The 22,129-nt window shown below is 69.0% G+C and carries 15 protein-coding genes; 14 read left to right on the forward strand and 1 reads right to left on the reverse strand.

What is annotated here, in order from left to right:
- The first annotated feature begins 304 nt into the window (after nt 1–304).
- Together E3T55_RS18915 and E3T55_RS18920 are read left to right on the forward strand one after the other, a co-directional pair.
- Nucleotides 305–1,753, forward strand: coding sequence for a malate:quinone oxidoreductase (locus tag E3T55_RS18915; RefSeq protein WP_241993154.1), 1,449 nt, complete (start codon nt 305–307; stop codon nt 1,751–1,753).
- A 244-nt stretch (nt 1,754–1,997) separates the two neighbouring features.
- Nucleotides 1,998–3,050: an Rv2578c family radical SAM protein gene (locus E3T55_RS18920; protein ID WP_134521093.1), complete on the forward strand. Its 1,053-nt coding sequence runs from the start codon at nt 1,998–2,000 to the stop codon at nt 3,048–3,050.
- Nucleotides 3,051–3,227: 177 nt separating this feature from the next.
- Here E3T55_RS18920 and E3T55_RS18925 read toward each other — a convergent pair whose 3' ends face one another.
- Nucleotides 3,228–4,187 carry a hypothetical protein gene (locus E3T55_RS18925; protein WP_134521094.1) on the reverse strand — a complete coding sequence of 320 codons (960 nt, stop codon included), beginning with the start codon at nt 4,185–4,187 and terminating at the stop codon, nt 3,228–3,230.
- A gap of 349 nt (nt 4,188–4,536) precedes the next feature.
- On the opposite strand from E3T55_RS18925, the gene E3T55_RS18930 reads away from it, so the two are divergent.
- The 12 genes from E3T55_RS18930 to E3T55_RS18995 all read left to right on the forward strand — a co-directional run bounded on the left by E3T55_RS18930 (nt 4,537) and on the right by E3T55_RS18995 (nt 21,951).
- Nucleotides 4,537–5,892 (forward strand): sensor histidine kinase, encoded by a 1,356-nt coding sequence (locus E3T55_RS18930; RefSeq protein WP_134521095.1) that lies wholly within the window; start codon nt 4,537–4,539, stop codon nt 5,890–5,892.
- Nucleotides 5,889–7,175 (forward strand): hypothetical protein, encoded by a 1,287-nt coding sequence (locus tag E3T55_RS18935; RefSeq protein WP_134521096.1) that lies wholly within the window; start codon nt 5,889–5,891, stop codon nt 7,173–7,175. Before E3T55_RS18930 ends, E3T55_RS18935 begins: the two co-directional genes overlap by 4 nt.
- A gap of 34 nt (nt 7,176–7,209) precedes the next feature.
- Nucleotides 7,210–7,830, forward strand: coding sequence for a thymidine kinase (locus E3T55_RS18940; protein WP_134521097.1), 621 nt, complete (start codon nt 7,210–7,212; stop codon nt 7,828–7,830).
- A gap of 612 nt (nt 7,831–8,442) precedes the next feature.
- The gene (locus E3T55_RS18945) at nt 8,443–9,093 is read left to right on the forward strand and encodes a response regulator (RefSeq protein WP_134521098.1); all 651 of its coding nucleotides are present in this window, start codon (nt 8,443–8,445) and stop codon (nt 9,091–9,093) included.
- Between the two features lies 1 nt (nt 9,094).
- Complete coding sequence (locus E3T55_RS20400; RefSeq protein ID WP_166791843.1) at nt 9,095–11,581, forward strand: sensor histidine kinase; 2,487 nt, start codon at nt 9,095–9,097, stop codon at nt 11,579–11,581.
- A gap of 91 nt (nt 11,582–11,672) precedes the next feature.
- Nucleotides 11,673–14,423, forward strand: a complete 2,751-nt coding sequence (locus tag E3T55_RS18955) for an ATP-binding protein (RefSeq protein ID WP_134521099.1) — start codon at nt 11,673–11,675, stop codon at nt 14,421–14,423.
- A gap of 609 nt (nt 14,424–15,032) precedes the next feature.
- Nucleotides 15,033–15,980 carry a hypothetical protein gene (locus tag E3T55_RS20405; RefSeq protein WP_166791844.1) on the forward strand — a complete coding sequence of 316 codons (948 nt, stop codon included), beginning with the start codon at nt 15,033–15,035 and terminating at the stop codon, nt 15,978–15,980.
- Nucleotides 15,981–16,460: 480 nt separating this feature from the next.
- Nucleotides 16,461–17,381, forward strand: a complete 921-nt coding sequence (locus E3T55_RS18975) for a hypothetical protein (RefSeq protein ID WP_134521102.1) — start codon at nt 16,461–16,463, stop codon at nt 17,379–17,381.
- Between the two features lie 783 nt (nt 17,382–18,164).
- Nucleotides 18,165–18,743 carry a hypothetical protein gene (locus tag E3T55_RS18980; RefSeq protein WP_134521103.1) on the forward strand — a complete coding sequence of 193 codons (579 nt, stop codon included), beginning with the start codon at nt 18,165–18,167 and terminating at the stop codon, nt 18,741–18,743.
- Nucleotides 18,744–18,931: 188 nt separating this feature from the next.
- Complete coding sequence (locus tag E3T55_RS18985; RefSeq protein ID WP_134521104.1) at nt 18,932–19,888, forward strand: hypothetical protein; 957 nt, start codon at nt 18,932–18,934, stop codon at nt 19,886–19,888.
- A 52-nt stretch (nt 19,889–19,940) separates the two neighbouring features.
- The gene (locus tag E3T55_RS18990) at nt 19,941–21,287 is read left to right on the forward strand and encodes an acyltransferase family protein (RefSeq protein ID WP_134521105.1); all 1,347 of its coding nucleotides are present in this window, start codon (nt 19,941–19,943) and stop codon (nt 21,285–21,287) included.
- Nucleotides 21,288–21,594: 307 nt separating this feature from the next.
- Nucleotides 21,595–21,951 carry a DUF4190 domain-containing protein gene (locus E3T55_RS18995; protein WP_134521106.1) on the forward strand — a complete coding sequence of 119 codons (357 nt, stop codon included), beginning with the start codon at nt 21,595–21,597 and terminating at the stop codon, nt 21,949–21,951.
- The last annotated feature ends 178 nt before the right edge of the window (nt 21,952–22,129 follow it).

Genomic DNA, 22,129 nt, shown 5'->3' on the forward strand with positions numbered 1-22,129 from the left:
CGCGCCGGCCGCGCCGCCCGCGCCGGCCGCGCCGGCTGACCCCGTCCCGTCCCCGCCCCCGTACCCGCCGCCGTACCATTCGACGGAGTTGACCCCGTTGTGCGGCCGTTTTCGGCTGAATCCGATCAGTCGCGCCCTCAACACCGTCGAATGGTACGGGGCCGCCGAACCGCCGCCGAACCGTCGCCGACCCCGCGGGCTTACCCCAGTCGGCCCAGTTCGGTGCCGTGACACCCCGGGCCGCGCTAGGGTGAAGGATGTGAATACACAGCCTGTAGACGTCGTTCTCATTGGAGGCGGCATCATGAGTGCCACCCTCGGCACGCTCCTGAAGGAGCTGCAGCCCGACTGGCGCATCGAGGTCTACGAGCGGCTCGGTGAACTCGCCCAGGAGAGCTCGAACCCGTGGAACAACGCCGGCACCGGCCACGCGGCACTCTGCGAGCTGAACTACATGCCCGAGGCAGCCGACGGGTCCCTCACCGCTGACAAGGCCGTCAGCATCAACGAGCAGTTCCAGATCAGCCGCCAGCTGTGGGCCCACCTCGTGACCATCGGCGCGCTGCCCGAGCCGACGAACTTCATCAACTCCACCCCGCACATGACCTTCGTGCACGGCAAGGCCAACGTTGACTACCTGCGCCGCCGCCACGCGGTGCTCGCCGACCAGCCGCTCTTCGCAGGCATGGAGTTCAGCGACGACGCCGAGACCATCGGCCGCTGGACCCCGCTGCTGACCAAGAAGCGCAAGGCCGGAGCGAAGATCGCGGCCACCCGCATCGAGAGCGGCACCGACGTCGACTTCGGCGCGCTCACCCGTTACATGTTCGACAACCTCGTCACGCAGGGGGTCGGCATCCACTTAAATACCCAGGTCACAGGCCTGAAGAAGCAGACGGATGCCACGTGGCGCGTCAAGCTGCTCAACCACGTCGGGCAGGCGCGCACGACCGTCAACGCCCGCTTCGTGTTCGTCGGGGCCGGCGGCGGTGGCCTCGCGCTGCTGCAGCAGAGCGGCATCCCCGAGGTGGAGGGCTTCGGCGGGTTCCCGATCAGCGGACAGTTCCTGCGCACCACGAACCCTAAGCTCGTCGCCCAGCACCAGGCCAAGGTCTACGGCAAGGCCGCCGTCGGCGCCCCGCCGATGTCGGTGCCGCACCTCGACACCCGCGTCGTCGACGGCGAAATGTCGCTGCTCTTCGGCCCGTACGCCGGCTTCAGCCCGAAATTCCTGAAGACCAGCACCTGGTTCGACCTCCCGTTCTCGATTCGCCTGCACAACATCGGCCCGATGCTCGCCGTAGCCCGCCACAACTTCGACCTGATGAAGTACTTGATCGGAGAGGTTTTCGCCTCGCGAACCGCGAAGCTGAAGGCGCTGCAGGAGTTCGTCCCGACCGCCAAAATGGAGGACTGGGAGCTCATCACCGCCGGCCAGCGCGTGCAGGTCATGAAGAAGGATGCCGCCAAGGGCGGCGTGCTGCAGATGGGAACCGAGGTCATTACGTCGAGCGACGGATCCCTCGCCGGACTGCTCGGTGCCTCGCCGGGCGCCTCGACGGCCGCGCCGATCATGGTCGACCTGCTCGCCCGCTGCTTCCCGGAGCAGATCGAAGGTTGGAAGCCGCGAATCCGTGCGATGATTCCGAGCTACGGCACCAAGTTGAACGCCGACCCGGCTGCGGCTGCTGCCTCGCTCGCCGCGACCGCCGCCGCCCTGAACCTGACCAACCCGGTCCCGGCCGCCGTCTAGCCCGCTGCCGCGGCCTCCGGTCGTGCCGTCTCTGTACCATTCGACGGTGTTTGACGTCGAATGCCCGGTTTCTGCCCGAAAACCGGTCTAAAGCGGGCCGAACTCCGTCGAATGGTACGCGGTCCGGCTGGGCTGGGCCCGGTTGGGCGGGGCCCGGGGCAGCCGCAGCTGGCGGATAACCGGCGCCGACGAGAAAACCAGGCAGCCACTTGCGTCGGACACGAACATGTGTTCGACTAGAGGCATGCGGTGGAGCGGTCAGAAACTACAGGCGGAGCAGCCATCCGCCCTGCCGGGACTCGCCCGCCTGAACAATCTCGTGCGCAGCGTGCAGACTCCCGAATTCGCTGGAATCACGTTTCATGAGATCCTCGCCAAGTCGAGCCTGAACAAAGTCCCCGGTCAGAGCGCGATGCCGTTCGGTTACACGATCAATCCGTACCGCGGATGCTCCCACGCCTGCGTCTACTGCTTCGCCCGCACCACCCACGAGTACCTTGGACTCGACACCGGCAAGGACTTCGACAGCGAAATTATCGTCAAGGTGAACGTGGCCGAGGTGCTGCGAAAAGAACTTGCGAAACCAACCTGGGGGCGGCATCCGGTGGCCCTCGGCAGTAATACCGATCCGTATCAGCGGGCCGAGGGACGCTACCGGCTGATGCCTGGCATCATCGCCGCCCTCGCCGAGAGCCGCACTCCGTTCTCAATTTTGACCAAGGGCACGCTGCTGCGCCGCGACCTTGACCTGCTCGCCGAGGCGAATCGGGCCGTGCCCGTCGACCTTGCCATGTCGATCGCGATCTATGACGACGAGCTGCAGCAATCCCTCGAGCCCGGCACCCCGTCGACCGCCGCGCGCCTCGCGACCGTCACCGCTGTGCGTGAGCGTGGCCTCGACTGCGCGGTCTTTCTGATGCCGATTTTGCCCTTTCTCACCGACACCAAGGCGCACCTCGATGAAGCGCTGCGCCGGGCAGCGGATGCCGGCGCCACCAGCGTGCTCTACGCCCCGCTGAACCTGCGCCCCGCCGTCAAAGATTGGTATTTGAGCTGGTTGGGGCGTGAATATCCTTCACTCCTCCCGCAGTATCGGTCGCTGTTCTCGGGCGGGACTTATGCCGCGAAGGAGTACCGCACCTGGCTCGCGGCGCGGATTCTGCCGCTGATCCGCGCGCACGGACTGGAGCGCGGCCGCGAGGATCCGGCGACCGGCGGCATCCGCTCGCGGGCGCTCTCGCTCGATCCGCTGCTGGCCGCCGAGCTGCCGGCGAGCCTCACCCCGACCCTGTTCTGACCGGGCCCGGTTCTGACCCGGCCCGGCCCTCGTGCCGTTGCCCGTCGAGCGGCGTACCATTCGACGGTATTCGGCCCGAAAACCGGTGGTTTCACGCCGGTGATCTAGTGGTCAAACACCGTCGAATGGTACGGGGCGCCGAACGTGCCGAGCCCGTCGAGCGCGCCGACGGATGCCTCACGCGGTCGGCTGCGGGCCGCGCCCAGGCCGTCGGGCGGAGCGCCCTCGGTGTGGCTTCGGCGGTGTGGAGGGCCGCCAGGGGAACGGCGGAAATTGGGATGGCGCACCGAGTTTCCAGTCGTCTTCGATCGCGCACATCATGGTTGCCAGAACGAGCGACCACCGGGTGCGGTACATCTCGTAGGTCACTCGGATCACGCTTCCGTGTCGGCTGACGACCACGGCATCCCGATACGTGTCGACCTCGCGCGCCTCCGAGTTGGCGTGTATCGACTTGCCGTCGATTTCGACGAAGGTGTGCGGGGCGATCTGCCCGTCAAGGTATCCCACGCCCTCAACGTAGGGCTGCGGCACAAACGGAATGCCGGCATCCGTGCAGAACAATCGGAATTCCGTCTCGCCGCCGGCGCCCGATCGACCGTCCAACTCGGCCCGCCAGGGCTGCGCGGCGAGCGGTGCGCGGGCGAAAATCACATCGAGGTCGTCTTCGTCGATGCCCGGTCGACCGTGCAGTGCAGCGTTCAGCGCGGCGTCGAGGCACACGATCGACGAGACCCGGCCCTCGTGCTTGAGAATGTGCACGAGTGCATCGATGACGGATGTTCGCCACCGGCAGTCTGTATCGCGCGCCGTTCGCTGGTCGTTCCAGGTGATGGTGCAGTGTTGGCGGTCGAGGGGGCCGAGCCGGGTGTGCATGTCGCGGGGGCGTCGCAGGGCGCGGGCGTCGTGAGGCACGGTCACGTGTAGTTGGGACGTGCTCGGCGTCCAGAATCCGTAGGTTGCGAAGGCGCTGAGCCCCGTAAGACGACCGCCGATCCGGAACGCTTCGATGGCAGCGATGGGCGTGCCGGGGAGTGTGTACCAGCCTTTGCGCACGCGAAGGATGGCGCCGACCGCGACGGCGTAGGCGATGTGCCGGCGAGAATGGCCGAGCCGGAGCAAGGCTGCTCGTTTCACGAACACTCCGTGGGTGAAAATACTCTCCGTTAGTGAGCTCATGTCGGTGAGCATCACACCGTCTCGGTTCGCTGTGCCGGCTGACGTGCCCGAAGTGGACAACTCGGAACGACCCCGGTACCTGTGGAGGGATCGGTGAGCCGGCCCGCGGCATCCGCCCGTACCATTCGACGGAGTTGGACCCTGAAAACTTCTGTCAGGCCTCAAATACACGGTCTTTACCGTCGAACTCCGTCGAACGGTACGAAGACCCGCACGTCGGACGGGGATGCGGCGAGTGTAGGGGGACAGACCGTGGCCGCGCGGCGGCTCGGCAAGTGGGATACTCAAAGGCATAGGGGGAACGCCCATGACTCTCGGCCTGCCGGGCCATTTGGTCCAGTCCACGCTTAGCCGCGCCCTCGCTCGCGCCTCCCACTGGTTCGGACTCACCTGCCTGGCCGCCGCCGTACTCACGGTCAGCATCCTCAGCGCGACCGGAATCGCCCCGGAACTCTGGCTCACCTCCCTCGTCATGGTCGCCATGGCCGTGCTGCTGGTGGCACTCGCCAAGTACCGCACGCTGCCGCTGACGCTCGCCTATCTCGCGGCGGGCACCGCCGCCTCCTACTTCTACACGCTGCACGCGCTCGGAGTGTCGGCGGTGTTCCCGACCACCGACCTGTTCCTGCTGGCGCTGCCGAAGCTCGCCCTCGTGATGGTGGGCGGGGTCGGATCCGCCACCTTCACCGGTGTGCTCTGGAGTACCGCCGGTTTTGTGCTCGCCGAAGCAGCGACCGCTGCCGCCATCGCCCAGACCCCCGTGCCGTACCGGGCCGACTGGTTCACCATCTCCGCCTACCTGTTGCTCGTGGGTATCCTCCTCATGTCGGGGGTGTCTCGTCGTGGCGCCGTGAGCGCCGCCCAGCTGTCGCTGCACCGAGCCGTGCAGGACGACGCCACCCGCACACTGCGCGCTGACCTCGACAACCGCGCCATCGCCCTGCTCAACGACACCACGGTCAGCGCCCTCGTCGCCCTCGCCCGGGCCAGGCCCGGGCCGGTTCCACCGCACCTGTTGGCGAGCATCCGCAGCACCATGCACACGCTCACCGAAACGAACTGGCTGACGGATGTCGACACCCGCGCCAGCCGTGCGGCCGCGCCCGGCACGGCGCCGGATCGCATCGACTGGCTCGCGAGCAGCGTCTACCGAGCAGTGGACCACTGCCGCGACCGAGGCCTCGTCGTCACCGTCGCCGGTGACCGCGCCGCGCTCAAAGGCCTCGACAGCGCGACCGATCGCGAGCTCGGCCTCGCCGTGCAACAGTGCCTCGTCAACGTCATCCTGCACGCCGGCATCGTCTCGGCCGACGTACAGATCGACGCCGACCGGCTTGCTTCCACCCTTTCTCTCATGGTGACGGATGCCGGCCGGGGCTTCACCGAGTCCGAGTCGGCCAGCGATCGGCTCGGATTGCGCCAGTCGGTGCGGCGACGCATCGAACGGCTGGGCGGATCCGTGGAAATCTGGACTCGTCCCGGAGCGGGAACCTCCGTGTTGCTGACGGTACCGCTCGCCTCCGACATTCCCGCCCACCGCATCGACTGGCCGGCCAACGCCGACGCGCCGACCTCTGGCATTCGGATCGTCAGGCCGTCTCAGCTACCGTTTCCCGCTTCTGCAGCCACCCCGGCTCCCGCCGCCGGCACGGTGTCTCCATGAGCCGCCCCCGCACCACCTCGACGTCCGGAGCTCACACGAGCGCGCGCTCTCGCGCAGGCAGCGCACGCACAGCCCGCGGTCGCACCACATCGACGGCTCCCACCCATGCCGCCCCCACCACCCACACGCTGGCCGCGACCCAGCAACGTCTCGACCCGCTCGGCGGCCTCGCGGCCTGGCTGATCGCGCCGATCGTGGCATCCGTCGTCATCGTCTACGCGGTGATCGCGACAGTGTTCCAGTCCGACGAGACCCACACCCCCTTTCTCGGAGCACTCGCCCTGCTCTGCATCGCCGCCGCCGCGGCCACCCTGCTCGTCGCCGCACGACCCGAGCGCGCCCCGCTGAGCCTGGTCGCGACCGTCATGATCGTCGCCCTCGGCAGCGCCGCATTTCTGCTCGAGCAGGCCTCCATGTGGGGCCAAAATCTGCTGGTCCAGGACGATTTCGCCCCGATCAGCGTGGGCTTGCTGCTGCTCGCACTCGGCCCGTTCCGGCCGTGGCGGGAGATTCTCACCGCCGCCCTGGTCGCGGCCGTGCTCGTCGGTGCGGTCGTCGTGCTGCAGGCCAGCACCCTCGACGCTGTCAAACCCGCGGCGGTTTTCGCCGTCGTTGCCCTCACCCAATTGCTCGCCCCGGCGCTGGCTGGCGCCGCCTACTCTCGGCAGATGGTGCGCTCCATTCGCGAATGGCAGGTCGAATCCCGCCGGGCGACGCGTGCCCGTACCGCGGAATCCCGTGACCTCATCGCCCAATCCGTGATCGACCAGCGCATCGGCACGCTGGGCGCCGACGTGCTGCCCTTTCTGACCTCCGTGCTCGAGCGCGGCACCGTGGACGCTGCCGACGGCGCGCGCGCGCAGGAACTCGCCCACGAAACCCGCCGTATTTTCGGCGCACACGTTGACAGCACCTGGCTCGACTTAGTCGTCGCCCGCGAACGTACCGACCTCGTCACCCGCGGACTCACGCCGCTGCTCGTCGTCGCGGATCCCGAAGCACTCGCCCCCGACTTCACGGCGGAGGAGCGCGTCGTGACCGCCGCGCTGATCGGCGCACTGTGCGCCCGCACCGGCTTCGACCCGGGCAGCCTGGTCGTGCGTCTCGACCGCGACGCGATCAGCATCGAAGCCGGTTTTGCCCTCTCCTCTCGCTCACTGCATCGGATGTTGCGCCCCTACCGCTCGGTGCTCGGGGTAGTCTTTGGGCGGGTTCACGTACAGCACCGGCATCCGCTGCTGACGATCACGTACGAACGACACGACCATACGACCCGCCACTGACACTCCCGCCACTGACCTTCTGGAGACCCGCCGCATGGCGAAACTGTATTTTCGCTACGGCGCCATGAACAGTGGCAAAAGCACCTCGATGCTGCAGGCCGCCTACAACTACGAGGAACGCGGCCACCACGTGCTGCTCGCCAAGCCGAGCGTCGATACCAAGGGTGATCGGGGCATCCTCTCGCGTCTCGGCGTCACCCGGGCGGTCGATTTTCTGCTCACTCCGACGACGGATGCCCTGCTGCTCTTTCAGGAACATCGCGCCGCCGTTCTCGCCGCCAGCCACCGCGATGTCAGCGCGCTGCTGCTCGACGAGGCCCAGTTTCTCACCGAAACCCAGGTCGACGACCTGTTGCGCATCGCGATTCTGGAGAATGTGCCGGTGCTCGCCTATGGAATTCGCACCGACTTTCAGACCGTCGCGTTTCCCGGCAGTCGTCGCCTGCTCGAGGTCGCGCACAGCCTCGAGGAGCTCAAGACCATCTGCCGCTGCGGCCGCAAGGCCGTCTTCAACGGGCGCAAGGTCGACGGCGTCTACGTCTTCGATGGCGACCAGGTCGCCATCGATGGCGCCGAGGTCACCTACGAGTCGCTCTGCGGCTCGTGCTACCTCGAAGAGAGCGACGGCGTGCTGAACAACCGCCGTCGCGCCTGACCCACGCCCGCGGCATCCGCTGCCCCGCGTACCATTCGACGGAGTGTGACCCGGTTTCTGCCCCACAAGCCCGGTTTCACGGCTTTTGCACGCTGAACTCCGTCGAATGGTACAGCTGGCCGGCCTCGTGGGCGGCGGCGACGGATGCCCCGGGTCGGCCCCGCGGCATCCGTCGCCTGGTCGCGCCGGTCGCGACGGCGGCACCTGTTTGCAGCGCGTACCATTCGACGGAGTTTGACTCGCCAGCTGCCCCAGAAGCACGGTTTCACGGGTTTTAGACACCAAACTCCGTCGAATGGTACGAGCACCCCCAACCGGGTGGCACTGTCACTCGGTGCACCCGGCGCCCGCTAGCCTGACGATAAGCGTCATCTGGGAGGCAGCCGGGCCGACACATCACACGCGGCCCGACTGCCTCACAAACCCCCCGGTTTGTTCCCCGTCTCGACTTTAGACACTGCACAAACAGGCACACCAGCCGTCACTTCTGACGGCGCCCCGCCGGGGGCCTCGACATTGAGACCCAGACCGCACAGCACCGAGACCGCACAGCACCCAGACCGCACAGCACCACAGACCCACAAGCCCGCCCCGAAACGCCAAGGACACACCATGTACCGTTTTCGAGTCGCCCTGATCGATGATCACGAGATCGTCGCCCGCGGGTTCGCCGGCCTCTTCGCCACCCTCCCCGCCGTGCACGTCATCGCGACCGTGCCCACCGTCGACGAGTTGCTTGCCGCGATCGACCCGGCGCATCGAATCGACCTGGTCTTTCTCGACCTGCGGCTCGCCGACAATTCCACGGTGACGCAGAACGTCGAGCGGCTGCGGCAGCGCGGCGCGGCGGTGCTCGCCTTCACCGGCGGTGACGACGCGAACCTGATGCGTGCCGCCGCCCGCGCCGGAGTGCTCGGCGTGGTGCGCAAATCCGAGCCCGCGAGCGTGCTGCTCGACGCCGTCACCCGGGCCGCCGCGGGGGAGACGATCGCCTCCACCGAGTGGGCGGCCGCGCTCGACAGCGACCCCGACCTCGCCGATGCCGCCCTGAGCCCGCGCGAGCGCGAGGTGCTCAGCCTCTATGCGGCGGGCGCGAAGGCCCCGCTGGTGGCGTCGCGCACCGGAATATCCGAGGCCACGGTGATCGACTACATCCGTCGTGTGCGCAGCAAGTACGAGCGTGTCGGCCGCCCGGCGAGCACCAAAATCGACCTCTATAAGCGGGCGATCGAAGACGGAATCCTGCCCGTTCCCGGCACATAGCGTGCCCCCGCGTCGATATCAGGCAGCGGATGATCCGGCCGGCCCGGTCGGCGGGTCACCCCTGTCCTCCCCGCCCGCAACCCGTTTTCCGGCGAGCGAGCGTGTGACGCGGCTGTTCTACCGGGTGCTCGGAGTCGCGGCGCTGTCGGCCGGGCTGCTCGCCCTCGAACCCTTCTCGGCGCAAGTCCCGCTGATCCAGCCGCTGACCCAGCCGTACTTCGGCGCCTCGGTGCTCGCCTGGCTGCTCGTGGTCGGGCTGCCGGTATCGGTCGGGGTGCTGGCCACGCGGGCCCCGCTGCGCGTACTGCGGGCACTCATCCTCGTGGGCGCCGCCTGCTACGTGCTGGTGCTCTTCCTCTGGGTGCTGCTGCGGGCGGATCCGTTGCCGGCGGGGCACGACATCCCGTGGATCCTCCACCTCAGCGGCGTCACGGCCATCGCCGTCGCGATGTGTTCGAGCGGTCGGGTGGCCTGGACCTACAGCCTGAGCGTCTGCCTGCTGGCCGGTATCACGCGCGGGTTGACGACGAACGACGACCGACCGCTGCTGGTCGGGTTTCAGGATCTTCTGTACTCCCTGCTCATCATCAGCATTTTTGTTGCTCTGGCGCTCGGAACCCGGCGGAGTGCGGCATCCGTCGATGAGACCGAACGGGTGGCGCGACTGGCCCAGGCTGACCGCGCCGCCCACCTCGCGCGCCGCCGCGAGCGGCTCACCGTCGACGCCCTCGTGCACGACAGCGTGCTGTCGACGCTGCTCATTGCCGGCCTCGGCAGCGCCGAGCCCGCGGTCATCGCGCGGCAGGCCACCGCGAGCCTCGATCAGCTGCAGGTGCTGCGTGATCCGGAGCGGCGGCCGACACGGCCCGCGGTGACGCAGGCCGTGCTGGTGCGGCGACTCGACAACCTGATCGGGCAGACAGCGCCAGACGCGCAGCTGCACTGTGAGCTCAACGCGGAGCCGCCCGGCGGCGGCGCGCTGCCCGCCGAAGCAGCCACCGCGATTCTGGGCGCGGTCGGCGAGGCGCTGCGCAACTCCGTCGCCTGGGCCGCCGCCGGCGCAGGCCGGGCGGTGCGGCGCAGCGTGACCGTGCGTGCGGCCGCCGGTGGCATCAAGGTCGTGGTGCGCGACGACGGCGTCGGTTTCGACCCCGACGCGATCGCCCCGGAGCGCGCCGGCATCACGCAAAGCATCATCGGCCGCCTGGAACGCGTGCCCGGCGGCCTCGCGACGGTGCGCAGCCGCCCCGGCGCCGGCACGGTCATCGCGATCACCTGGACCCCGAGCCTCGCCCCCGCGGGCCTTTCCGGGACGGATGCCCCCGCCAGCGCCCCCGAAACCGGCGCGCCCGCCGCGCCGGCCGGCCCCGCCCCAACCCACCTCCTCGGCCTCTCCCGCCGCATGACCCGGCTGATCCTCGCCCTCTTCATCGCCCTGCACGGGCTCTTCACCCTCACGACCCTCGACACCTCGCGCAGCGTGCCGCTGGAAATCGTGTCCACACTGCTCATCGCGGCCGCGGCCGTCGCCGTGGTCGCGCCCGCCCGCGAGCCGCTTTCGCGCGGTCGCACCGCCGGCATCCTGCTGCTCAGCGCCGCGGCGACACTCATCATGTACGCGAGAACGGACACGACGCAGGTCACGGCATCCGCTTTCTGGCATGTCGGTGCTGTAACCGTGATTTTGCTGATCCTGGTGGCGCGGGGTCGGTGGAAAGCGGCGTGGAGCTGCTACCTCGGCCTTGCCGGGTCGACCGTGGTCTGGGCCCTCGCGAACGCGCTCGACCCGCTGACGGGGCTGCCGACGATGGTGCACCACGCCGTCATTCTCGTGGCCGGAACCCTGCTGGTGCTGGGGCTGGGCCGCATGGAGGGCGCTCTGACCGGCCTCGCCGCGCAGCTCGCCGCGGCGGACGCGGCGGAGGCGACCCTCACGGCCGCGACCCGGGAGCGTGCGCTGCAGCTGGCCCGCGTGAACACCCTCGCCCGGCCGGCCCTGCAGCGCGTGGCCCGCGGCATCCTCTTGACGGATGCGGAGCGGGCCGATTGCCTGCTGGTCGAGGCCACGATGCGCGATGCGATTCGGGGGCGCTGCCTCTTCGTTGACCCCGTGATTGCGGCGGCGCGGGCGGCGCGGATACGCGGCGTCGAGGTGTCACTGCTCGACGACCACGGCGACCACGACGCTCACGACGCTCACCACGCTCACCACGCTCACGACGACGACGACGACGACCACGCTCACGACGACGACGACGACCGTCACGACGCTCACGGCTCCGATTCCCAGTCTGACCGGGCACATCGCGCGCGAATCGCGAGCATCGCCGCCATCGTGGCCGGCGAACTCAACGCCACCATGCGGGGCAGCTTCACCGCACGCGTGCTGCCGGCCGGTCGGCCCTACCTGGCCACGATCGTCATCGACGACATTGACGACGTCGAACAGCGGATGCTCGTGATCGCCCCCGACGGCACGCTGCAGTGACCGGCGTGCCCGCTGGCCCACTAGCCTGACGATAAGCCTCAGTCCTGCCTGAGGCGCCGCACGGCACGCCGCCGCAACGCCAAGGACCGCCATGCCCCCCGTTCGCAGCATCCTGATCGGCGTGACGACGGATGCCCCCGAGCCGCCCCCGCAGGCCCCGCCCCGCCGTCCGCTGAGCGTCGGCATCGCCGAATCCGGCGGAGCGAGCGAGCGCACCACCCGACTGCTCTACCGGGCGATCGGTATTGGCGGCCTGTTTTTCGCCGTGATGAGCGTGCCGCCCTACCTGGCACAGGTGCACAGGCCGCACATGGTGGCCGCCGTGTCGGCCTGGATCCTGGTGGTGGGTATCCCGGTGATGGTCGCCGTGCTCGCCCAACGCGCGCCGCTCCGGCTCTTGCGCACGCTCGCGATCGTCGAGGCGAGCACCTACATGTTCGTGCTCGGCTTCTGGATGCTCGTGCGCGCCGCCCCGCTCGGGGTCGTGAACGATATTCCGTGGATTCTCTCGCTCGCCGGCATCGCCATCGTGATCGTGGCGATTGGCTCGCGCAGCAGCGTCACGTGGACGTACACCCTCGTCGCGTGCACGATGAGCGGCATCGTGCGCGGTTTCACGACCAACGACCCGCGGCCGGTGCTCGTCGGGCTCGAAAGCGGCCTGTACCTGTTGCTGCTGATGAGTATCTTCGTCGGCCTGACCCTGGCGACCCGGCGGCGGGCGATCAGCATCGACCGCGCTGCCCTCGTCGCCCGCGAGACCGAGACCGGCCGCGCCGCCGAGATCGCACGCAAACGGGAACGCCTCACCATCGACGCGCTCGTGCACGACAGCGTGCTCTCCACCCTGCTGATCGCTGGGCTCGGTCGCGCCGAGCGGGCGGCCATCTCCCGGCAGGCGCAGGCAAGCCTCGCCCAGCTCGACGCCCTGCGCCACCAGACCGGCCCGGCCACCGTGTCCGGCGCGGAATTCGGCGTGCGACTGGTCGTTCTCGTCACCGACCTCGCGCCCGGCGCCACGCTGCGGGTCGACCTCGCCGCCACCGCCACCCTGCCGACGGATGCCGCCACCGCCCTCCTCGGCGCCGTCGGCGAGGCGCTGCGCAACTCCCTGGCTTCCGCCGGCGGCCCGCAGAACCGCCCGGTCACCCGCCGGGTCGTGCTGGTCTCCGAGGGCGGCGGCGTGCAGCTTTTCGTCCACGATGACGGGGTCGGGTTCGACCCGCGCGCGGTCACCGCGGGCCGTCTCGGCATCGCCCAGAGCATCCTGGGGCGCATGACGGCCCTGCCCGGCGGTCACGCGGCGGTGAACTCGCGCCCCGGCCGCGGGGTGACCGTGGCGCTCGCCTACACGCCCGGCCCCGGCGCATCCGTCTGCCCCGGCGTGGGCGAGGGGAGTGGCAGCGAGGGGAGTGTGGGCGAGGAAGGTGTCAGCGAGGACTCTCTCAGCGAGGCAGCGGATGCCCCGCTCCCGCTCCCCGAGCCCCCCGCGCTTCCTGTGCCTCCCGCACCTGGTGCGCTCGCGCTGAGTCGCGGACTTCCCACCCTCGTGGCCGCAACGAAGGTGCGTTCTCCGCGACTCAACCCGCCCGCCCCGACTCAGCCCGCCCTTGGTGCGCCCGCGCTGAGTCGCGGACTTCCCACCCTCGTGGCCGCAACGAAGGTGCGTTCTCCGCGACTCAACCCGCCCGCCCCGACCCCGCCCGCCCCCGACCCCGCGCCCCAACCCGCGCAACCCGGCCCCGACGCATCCGCAGCCCGTCCCTTTGCGGGCCTGCTCGGACTCTCGACCGCCATGACCCGGGCGGTGCTGATTTTCTTTGTGCTGCTGCACCTGATGTTTGCGGTGTCGAACGCGCACTCTTGGCGCACGCTGACCCTCGAGCTGACCTCCTTCGTGATGGTGTCGTTCGCGGCGGTCTGGGTCACCCGACCCGCGCGGGATCCGCTTCCCGTCGCGCGCACCGCGGTCATTCTCGGGGTCTGCACCCTCACGACCGTGCTCGTGTTTCTGCGCGTGCCGCCGCAGGAACCGCTGCCGAGCGCCGCCTTCTGGCACCTCGGCGCCATCATCGTGATTCTGCTCGTCATGGTCGGGCGTGGTCGACCGGTCTGGGCCTGGACCACCTACGTCGCGCTCGTGGTCATTTCGGAGATCTGGGCGATCACGAGCGGCCTGTCCTCCTGGGCCGGCCTGGCCCTGCTGGTGCACCACGCCGGACTGCTCGCCGCCGGATCCTTCTTCGTCGTGCAGCTGCGCCGCCACGCGCGCGCCCTCGGCGGCATCACCCGGGAACACCTCGGCCGGGCCGCCGCCGAAGCCACCCTGACCGCCGCCGTCGAGGAACGCGAGGCCCAATTCACCCGCGTCAACGCGCTGTCCAGAGCGGTTCTCGAGCGCATCGCCGGATCCCGCCCGTTCAGCGACGACGACCGCGCCGAATTTCTCCTAGTCGAGGCGACCTTGCGCGACGCCGTGCGCGGACGCTGCCTCTTCATCGAACCCGTCATCGAAGCCGCCAGGGCGGCTCGCGCACGCGGAGTCGAGGTCTCCCTGATCGACGACCGCGGCGATGCCGCCGGGGCTCCGGTGCCCGCCGCCTTGGGTGCTGCCTCCTTCGGCACGGCGCTGTCCGCCGCGCACGCCGCGCTCGAGCAGCACGCGGTCGCCGCGGCTCTCGAATCCGTCGCCCGGATCGTCGCCGCCGAGCTCGACGCCACGCCCTCGGGGCGCTTCACCGCCCGCGTCTTGCCGGCCGGACGGCCACACCTCGCCACGATCGTCGTTGACGCCTTTGAACAGCGGATGCTGCTCATCGCCCCCGACGGCACCCTGCGCTAGCGCGCCCCGCCCTCCACGTGTGCCTCCCCGCGTGCCTCCCCGCGTGCCTCCCCGAAGGGGGGATGCACGTCCCGCCGCCACGCGCGTACCGTGACACTTAAGGCACTACTGACCGGGACATTCTTCACCTCAATGTTCAACTCGGTGGTGTCTCTCCCGGGCTCGGATCACGGCCCGCCCTGCCGGCGCTCTGCGCCGCGCCGGGCCTGGTCCGCGCGCTGGGACCCGGCATCCGCTGTCTGCAGTCTGCCCCCCCGCCTGCCCCGTACCATTCGACGGAGTTCGACCGTCTTTCGGCCGCAAACCCGAGTTGTGCGGCCGTTTCGGGTGCAAACTCCGTCGAATGGTACGCGACGGATGCTGCCGGCCCGGCCCGCGACATCCGCCGCCCGCCCGCTCTCGAAAACCGGAAGCCATGCCGTGCGCTTGATCCGGTCTCGGGGCCGACCGGCGACCCTGTTCACCCCACCTTTAGGAGTGCAACCCCCGTTGCCACCGACTTCGTGTCGCCACTAACCTGAAGCCAAAATTGCGCACTCGGCAAGAAAATGATCAATTCGACAGCTCCCTGGTGGAGCCCAGACGCCACATTCAAGGGGACCCCACCACATGCCCATCAGTACCAGCACGCCCGTCCATGCGCGCCGCAGCGCCGCCACCGTGTTCGCCATACTGGCCGCGCTCACCGTCGGGTCGGCCGCCGTCACAACCGGCGCCGCCGCCGTCGAGTACGTGCCGACCACCTCGATCACCGCTCCGGCCGTGATCGCTCCCGGCGAGCCCGCCGCGGTGGCATTCGCGCCCGGATCCTTCGACGGCGACAGCAGCGTGACCTTCAGCGTCACCGGCCCCGGCTTCGCCCAGCTCGCCGTGTTCCGCGCCGCCACCAACAGCCTGACCAAGTCGGCCACCGCCGACGGTGCCGTCGCCGTGACGGTCACGATTCCGTTCGACGCCGCCGGCGCCTACACGGTCACCGGTGTCGGCACCCTGAACGGTGCCAGCATCGTCGGAGTCGCCACCCTCACCGCCGTGGTCCCGGATACCGGCGTGCCCGGCGTGCCCGGCGTGCCCGGCGTGCCCGCGGTACCCGCGCTGCCCGGCGTTCCGGCCCAGGTCGGCGCGCCATCCGCGACCGCCCAGACCCCGACGCTCAACGGCAACGCCGTGACCGGCCCGGTCACCGTCACTTACCCGGCCACCAGCTTTCTCCCTGGTGAGCGCGTGAATTTCACGGTGACCGGATCGGGCGCCGCGGTGCTCTCCGCCGTGCGCGCCGCCACCGTCACCTTCTTCAAGGCAGCGGATGCGGCCGGTTCCGTCTCCGTGACCGTCGCCCTGCCCGCCAACGCGTCCGGAGCCTACTCGCTGACCGCCGTCGGAGCCACGTCGGGTTTCGCGCAGCAGAGTGTGGTGCTCGGTGAGCTCCCCTCGTCGGGATTCAGCGTGCCGCCCCTGGTGCCGTGGGCGGCAGTCGGCGTGCTGCTGCTCGGACTGGCCCTCGTGCTCGTGCGCCGGTCCGCCCGCCGCCGTCCGACCGGCCTCCCGGTCCGGTAGGTACCATTCGACGGAGTTTGACCGTGAAGCGGCCCGCAAACGAGAGTTTGCGGGCCGTTTCGGGTTCAATACCGTCGAATGGTACGCGGCGGGCGGGCAACGGATGCCGCGGGCCTGACCCGGCGCATCCGCTACCGGCCGGAGGGCCGGTTCCCGCGTACCATTCGACGGAGTTTGACCGTGAAAGGCCCCGAAACGCGGGTCTTCAGCCTGGTTCTGGTGCAAATTCCGTCGAATGGTACGCAGCGGCCGCGGCCCCGGACTTTCGTTGCCCGACGCTCTCGTGCCGTCCGCCGGCGGAACCGAACCCGGTCGTGTCGCACCCCCACTTCGAGGCGGCTGCCCCCATTTCCTGCGGCACTCGAGCACCTGTCGTCGGTGTCAACGCTGTATCGCCACTAACCTGAATCCGAAATGTGCAAATAAAACGGGGCTGCCGGTTTCGGTGGGCCCACACATCACATCCGGGGGACAATCTCTATGAGTACCAGCACACCTACCCGCACGCGTCGCCTCACGGCCACCGTGCTCGCCGTTCTGACCGCGATCGCCGTCGTGCCGGTATCCGCCGCGACCGCCGCCACCTACGTTCCGTCGACCTCGGTCACGAGTGACACCGTCGCTCCGGGCGAGGCCGCGACCGCCGGCTTCAGCGCCGGATCCTTCGACGCCGGCAGCAGCGTCAGCTTCTCCGTCACCGGCCCGGGCCTGGCCGTACTCTCGAGCTTCCGCGCCGCGACGGCAACGCTCTCCAAGACCGCCACCGGAACCGGAGCTGTGACTGTCACCGTCACGCCTCCCGTTGGCGCTCCCGGCAACTACGCCGTCACCGCGACCGGAGTCCTGAACGGCGCCGCCACGGTCGGTATCGCGACCGTTACCGCGGTCGCACCCGACGCCACCACCGGCAACGGCAACGACGGCCTCGCCCAGACCGGCGGCAACGACGGCCTCGCCCAGACCGGCGGCACGGACGCATCCGCTCAGACCCCGACCCTCAACGGCAACGCCGTCACCGGCCCGATCACCGTCACCTACCCGGCCACCAGCTTCCTCAGCCTCGAAAAGGTGAACTTCACGGTCACCGGTTCGGGAACCGCCACTCTGTCCGCCGTGCGCGCGGCCACCGTCACCTTCTCCAAGACAGCGGATGTCACCGGTTCCGTCGCCGTGACGGTCACGCTTCCCGCGAACGCGACCGGTTCATACACGCTGACCGCCGTCGGAGCCACCTCGGGCTTCGCCCAGAAGGACGTCGTGATCGGCGAGCTCGCCTCGACCGGCTTCCCCGTGTCGTCGCTTCTGGTCTGGGCTGCCGCCGGCGTGCTGCTGCTCGGTCTGGCCCTGGTGCTCGTGCAGACGGCCGCCCGCCGCCGCCCGACCGCCCTCGCCGCACACTAACCAGCACCACCGGCCGCCCGCCCCGTACCATTCGACGGAGTTCGACCACCTAACGGCCTCGAAACGGGAGTTTTGGGGCCGTTAGGGGCTAAACACCGTCGAATGGTACGGGGCGGGCGACGGATGCTGCGGGCCCGCCCGGCGCATCCGCTCGCCGCCGCCGGTTCCTCCGTCTGGCTCCGTACCATTCGACGGAGTTTGACCACGGATGGCCCCGCACACCCGGTTTTCAGACCTGTTCGGGGGCAAACTCCGTCGAATGGTACGCAGCGAAGCCGCCGGAAACACCAGTTCACACACTGTTAACACAAAATGAGAGTGTTTTTATACCCAGTTCTGGTGACCGCGCGGTACCCCCCGTGAGTGGCCGCCGCAGATTAACAGAGCGCCCTGAATGCCGCCTGCGCGGGCCCTCCGTGAGCGCTCCATGGCCGGCCCCGCCGTACCATTCGATGGAGATTCTTGCCAAAATCCACTAAAACACGCTGAAAACCATCGAAATGGCCCCAAACTCCGTCGAATGGTACACAGAATTTGGTACGTGACGGATGCTCAGGGCCGCGCCCGCGGGCAGCAACCGGGGTCAGATCAGCACGAAAAAACACCCCGAGCGAGCCGCCGTGACCCCCGCCGTCGGGGTCACAATTCGCCTTAACCCCCCGTTCGTGGGTAGAAAAATCCACACCTGACCTGTGGTTTTCCCCTACCGTAGAGATAGCCGCAATCGTGGCATGCCAATGTCGGCCTTTTAAATTGCTCGACCTACAGAGGGGTGACTTTGTCATGCTGAAAAAAAAATTTGCAGCCGCGTCCGTTGCGGTTCTCGCCGCGTTCCTGATCCTTCCCGCCGCGACCGCCGCTAACGCCGCGACCTACGTGCCGAGCACCAGCACGGTCAGCGACACCGTCATTGCCGGAGAGGTCGCAACCGCCGGCTTCGCCGCGGGCGCCTTCGACGCTGGATCCAGCGTCAACTTCTCGGTCACCGGCCCCGGCCTCGCCGTGCTCAGCACCTTCAAGGCCGCCACCGCGACCATCGCGAAGACCGCCACCGGCACCGGCGCCGTCACCGTCAACGTTGCCGCACCGGCCAGCGCCCCCGGCAACTACTCCGTCACCGCGACCGGAACGCTCAACGGCGCAGCGACCGTCGGCGTCGCGACCGTCACGGCCGTTGCCGCTGACTCCGACGCAGGCCGCGCCCTGCTCGCGAGCACCGGCGATGCCCTCGCCGGCACCGGCTTCAACGCTCCGCTGCTCGTCGTCTGGGGCGCCGTCGGCGTCATCCTGCTCGGCGTTGCCATGGTCGCCGTGCTTCGCCTGCAGCGTCGTTCGGCAGCATCCGCTGTCGCCGCCGCGTAGTCAGCCGCACAACACAGCACCACCAGCACCACGCAACACACACAGCATTCCGCATCACATTTCGACCGCACCACAGCAGCAGTACCGCACGAACCGGCATCACGCCGGGGACGCGCCCGGCGCCGAACACCGCGCCGGGCGCGGTTCCCGTTAAGAACCACAGCACCGCACGAGACGGGGGTCTAAACATGAACAAGTCTGTTTGGGCCCTCACTCTCGCCCTTTTCGCCTCGCTCGGCCCGCTCAGCATCCCCGCCGCATCCGCCACCTACGTGCCCGACGCCCCGATCTCCACCACCGTCACCGGCCAGGTCGTCCCGTCCGGAACAGTGACGGTCGCGTTTGGCGCCGGATCTTTCCTCGCCGCCGAACCGGTTTCCCTCGCGTTCACCGGCGCCGGCCGCGCCACCCTCGCGGCCGCCCGCGCCGGCACGATCACGCTGACCAAGACGACGGATGCCGCCGGCTCCCTCTTGGTCGACGTCACCCTTCCGGCCACCGCGTCGGGCAGCTACACCCTCGTCGCGACCGGGCTGACATCCGCCACCGTCGGAGCGGCCACGATCATCGTCGGCGGGTACGCATCCGTTCCCGGCGCACAGGCCGGCGCACAGGCCGACGCCCAGGCAGGCGCACAGGCAGGGGCCGACACCGCCGCCCGCCAGGTCGTCACCGCCGAGCACATCGCCGTCAGCGGCGACGACGCCGCCGGCGGCACCTCGAGCGTGAGCATCGCCGCCGCCGCCTTCACCCCGCACGAAGACGTCGCCTTCGCCGTCGTCGGCTCGGGCAGCGCCACCCTCTCCGCCCTGCGCGCCGCGAGCGTGTCGCTCGTCATTTCAGCGGATGCGCGGGGCGCGGCCGACGTCACGGTCACACTTCCCGACGATGCCGCCGGAGTGTATGCCGTCTCGGCGCAGGGTTTGAGCTCGAAAACCGTCGCCAACACCACGATCACGGTCGGAGCGAGCGCTGCCGCGGCCGCGCAGGCCGGCGTGACGGCCGGAGCGCAGACCGGCGTGCAGGCCTCGACGTCCGGCTGGCTGCGCGGGTATACGAGCCCGTTGCTCTATGTCTGGATCGCCGCCGGCCTCAGCCTGCTCGCTCTCGGCCTGATCGGTGTGCTCAGACTGAAACGCCCGTAGCCCCCGCGCACGCATTAGCCTTGAAGCCTCGGCGCTGCAGAACGGGGACCACGTGACATCGCTCGATGCTGCCTTCGACCCGAAGCGCAATTCGCTCAACGCCCTGCGGCTGGTGTTGGCGGTGCTCGTCATCGTCTCCCACGCGTGGATCATCGGCGGCTACGGGTACCCGCCGGCCATCATGGGTGTCGACATCGGTATGTTCGCGGTGTGCGGCTTTTTCGCCATCTCCGGCTACCTCATAGCCCGCAGCCGCCTCTCCGCGACTCCCGCGATCTCCGCGACTCCCGCTGGTCGAGCAGCGCCCCCGCACTTGGGGCGCGTGTCGAGACCATCGCAGGCCGACCTCCAGACTGAGCCACAACCCGGCTCCAAGGACCGGCCCGCCGTGGTCTCGACGCGGGCGCAGAAAGCGCGCGCCCGGCTCGACCAACGAAAATTTCCCGCTGGTCGAGCAGCGCCCCCGCACCTGGGGCGCGTGTCGAGACCATCGCAGGCCGACCTCGAGACCCGACCCGACCTCGAGACCCGACCCGACCTCGAGGGCCGACATGCCCTCGCGGCGTTCCTCTTCCGCCGTTTCCTCCGCATCTACCCCGCCTTTCTCACCGTTCTCATCGTCACCGCCGTCATCTTCGCCCCGCTCTCCACTCTCCTCGCTCCCACCGACACTCCGGCCCCGAGCTACCCGAGCGCCGCCAGCTACGTCTTCGCCAACCTCTCCCTGCACATCACGCAGTGGTCCATCGACGGAACCCTCCTCACCGCCCGCATCCCGACCTGGAACATCCCGCTCTGGTCGCTGGTCTTCGAGGCCCTCTGCTACCTCGCGCTCGGAGTTCTCGCATCCGTCGTCCCGCGCCGATTCTTCACCCACGTCACCGTCGCCCTCTTCGCGGCCCTCACCCTCGCCGCCCTGCTCACCACCGACGGCCGCACCGCCGGCTTCACCGACAACCTGCTCGCCCTCGGCGCCTTCTTCTTCGCCGGCGTCGTGCTCTACCTCTTTCGCCGACGGATGCCCTCCTCCGCTCCCATCGCCCTCATCGCTGCCGGCGTGGTGCTTCTCGTACTCGCCCTGGGATACTTCAAGCCCCTCGCCGCCTTCCCCCTGGCCTACCTGCTGCTCTACCTTGGCGCCGTGCTGCCCCTGCACCGCATCGGAGCCCGCAACGACATCTCCTACGGCCTCTACATCTACGGATTCCCCGTGCAACAGCTCCTGTTGCTCGCGACCCAGGGCCTCTGGGCCAGCGACACCGGCGAGCCCATGCCCGTGGCCCTCTTCGCGACCCTCTCGGTGCTCGCCACGATTCCCTTCGCCCTCGCGAGCTGGTTCCTGATCGAGCGCCCGGCCCTGTCGCTCAAACGTTTCGCCCCCAGGCCAACCCGCCGCTGAGTCGCGGACTTCGCGCCTTCGTCCCGGCAGTGAAGGTGCGAAGTCCGCGTCTCACCAAGCGGATGCCGCGCCCTCCTTCTCGCGCTCCCGCGTCTCGCGCTGCCGCTCCTCGGCGCCCGCTTCGCTCCCTCCCGCTGGTTGAGCCGGCGCGCAAAGCGCGCCGGTCGAAACCAAGGCGGGCCGACCCTCAGACCGCGGAAGCATCCCAGCAACCACCAAGCCCGCCCCACCACGTCTCCCCGCATTTGCACTCGCTCCATACACCTGTCACTGTGATTTCACCGAGTAACAACTGAAAGGCAGTCGCATGCTGAACAATCTGGCCGGATGGCACATCCTCGTGATCCTCAGCTTCCTGTTGATCCTCGTTCCGATTGCCGGCATCACCTTCACCCTGTTGATGCGCAAAAAGGCCATCGAGGCCGGCCAGGTGAAGGTCGGCCCCAACCTGAACGTGCTCGCGGTCGTGGCGTTTGTACTCTCGCTGCTCGCCATCTCTCTGCCCGCGGTCATCTGCGGTCACATCGCGCTGAACCAGATCAAGCAAACCAACGACCGCGGCTGGGGCTTCGCGACCACCAGCCTCTGGATCGGCTACTACGGCATCGCCGTCGGCGGGCTGATCCTCGCCATCTTCGGCGGCCTGGCCATGGCAGGCGTCTAACCGCCACCCCGCCCCGCCACCCCGCCCCGCGCATCCGTCACCGCGTACCATTCGACGGAACTTGACCACTTTTTGGGTGAAAACCGGCCCCGAAGCCCCCTGAGTCCGTTCAACTCCGTCGAATGGTACGCAGCCGACCCGGGCCTGAGTTCTCGAGGCGGCGGCCTCGCACGGTCCG

The sequence above is a fragment of the Cryobacterium frigoriphilum genome, assembly GCF_004403305.1.
In the GTDB taxonomy this organism is placed as follows: Bacteria; Actinomycetota; Actinomycetes; order Actinomycetales; family Microbacteriaceae; genus Cryobacterium; species Cryobacterium frigoriphilum.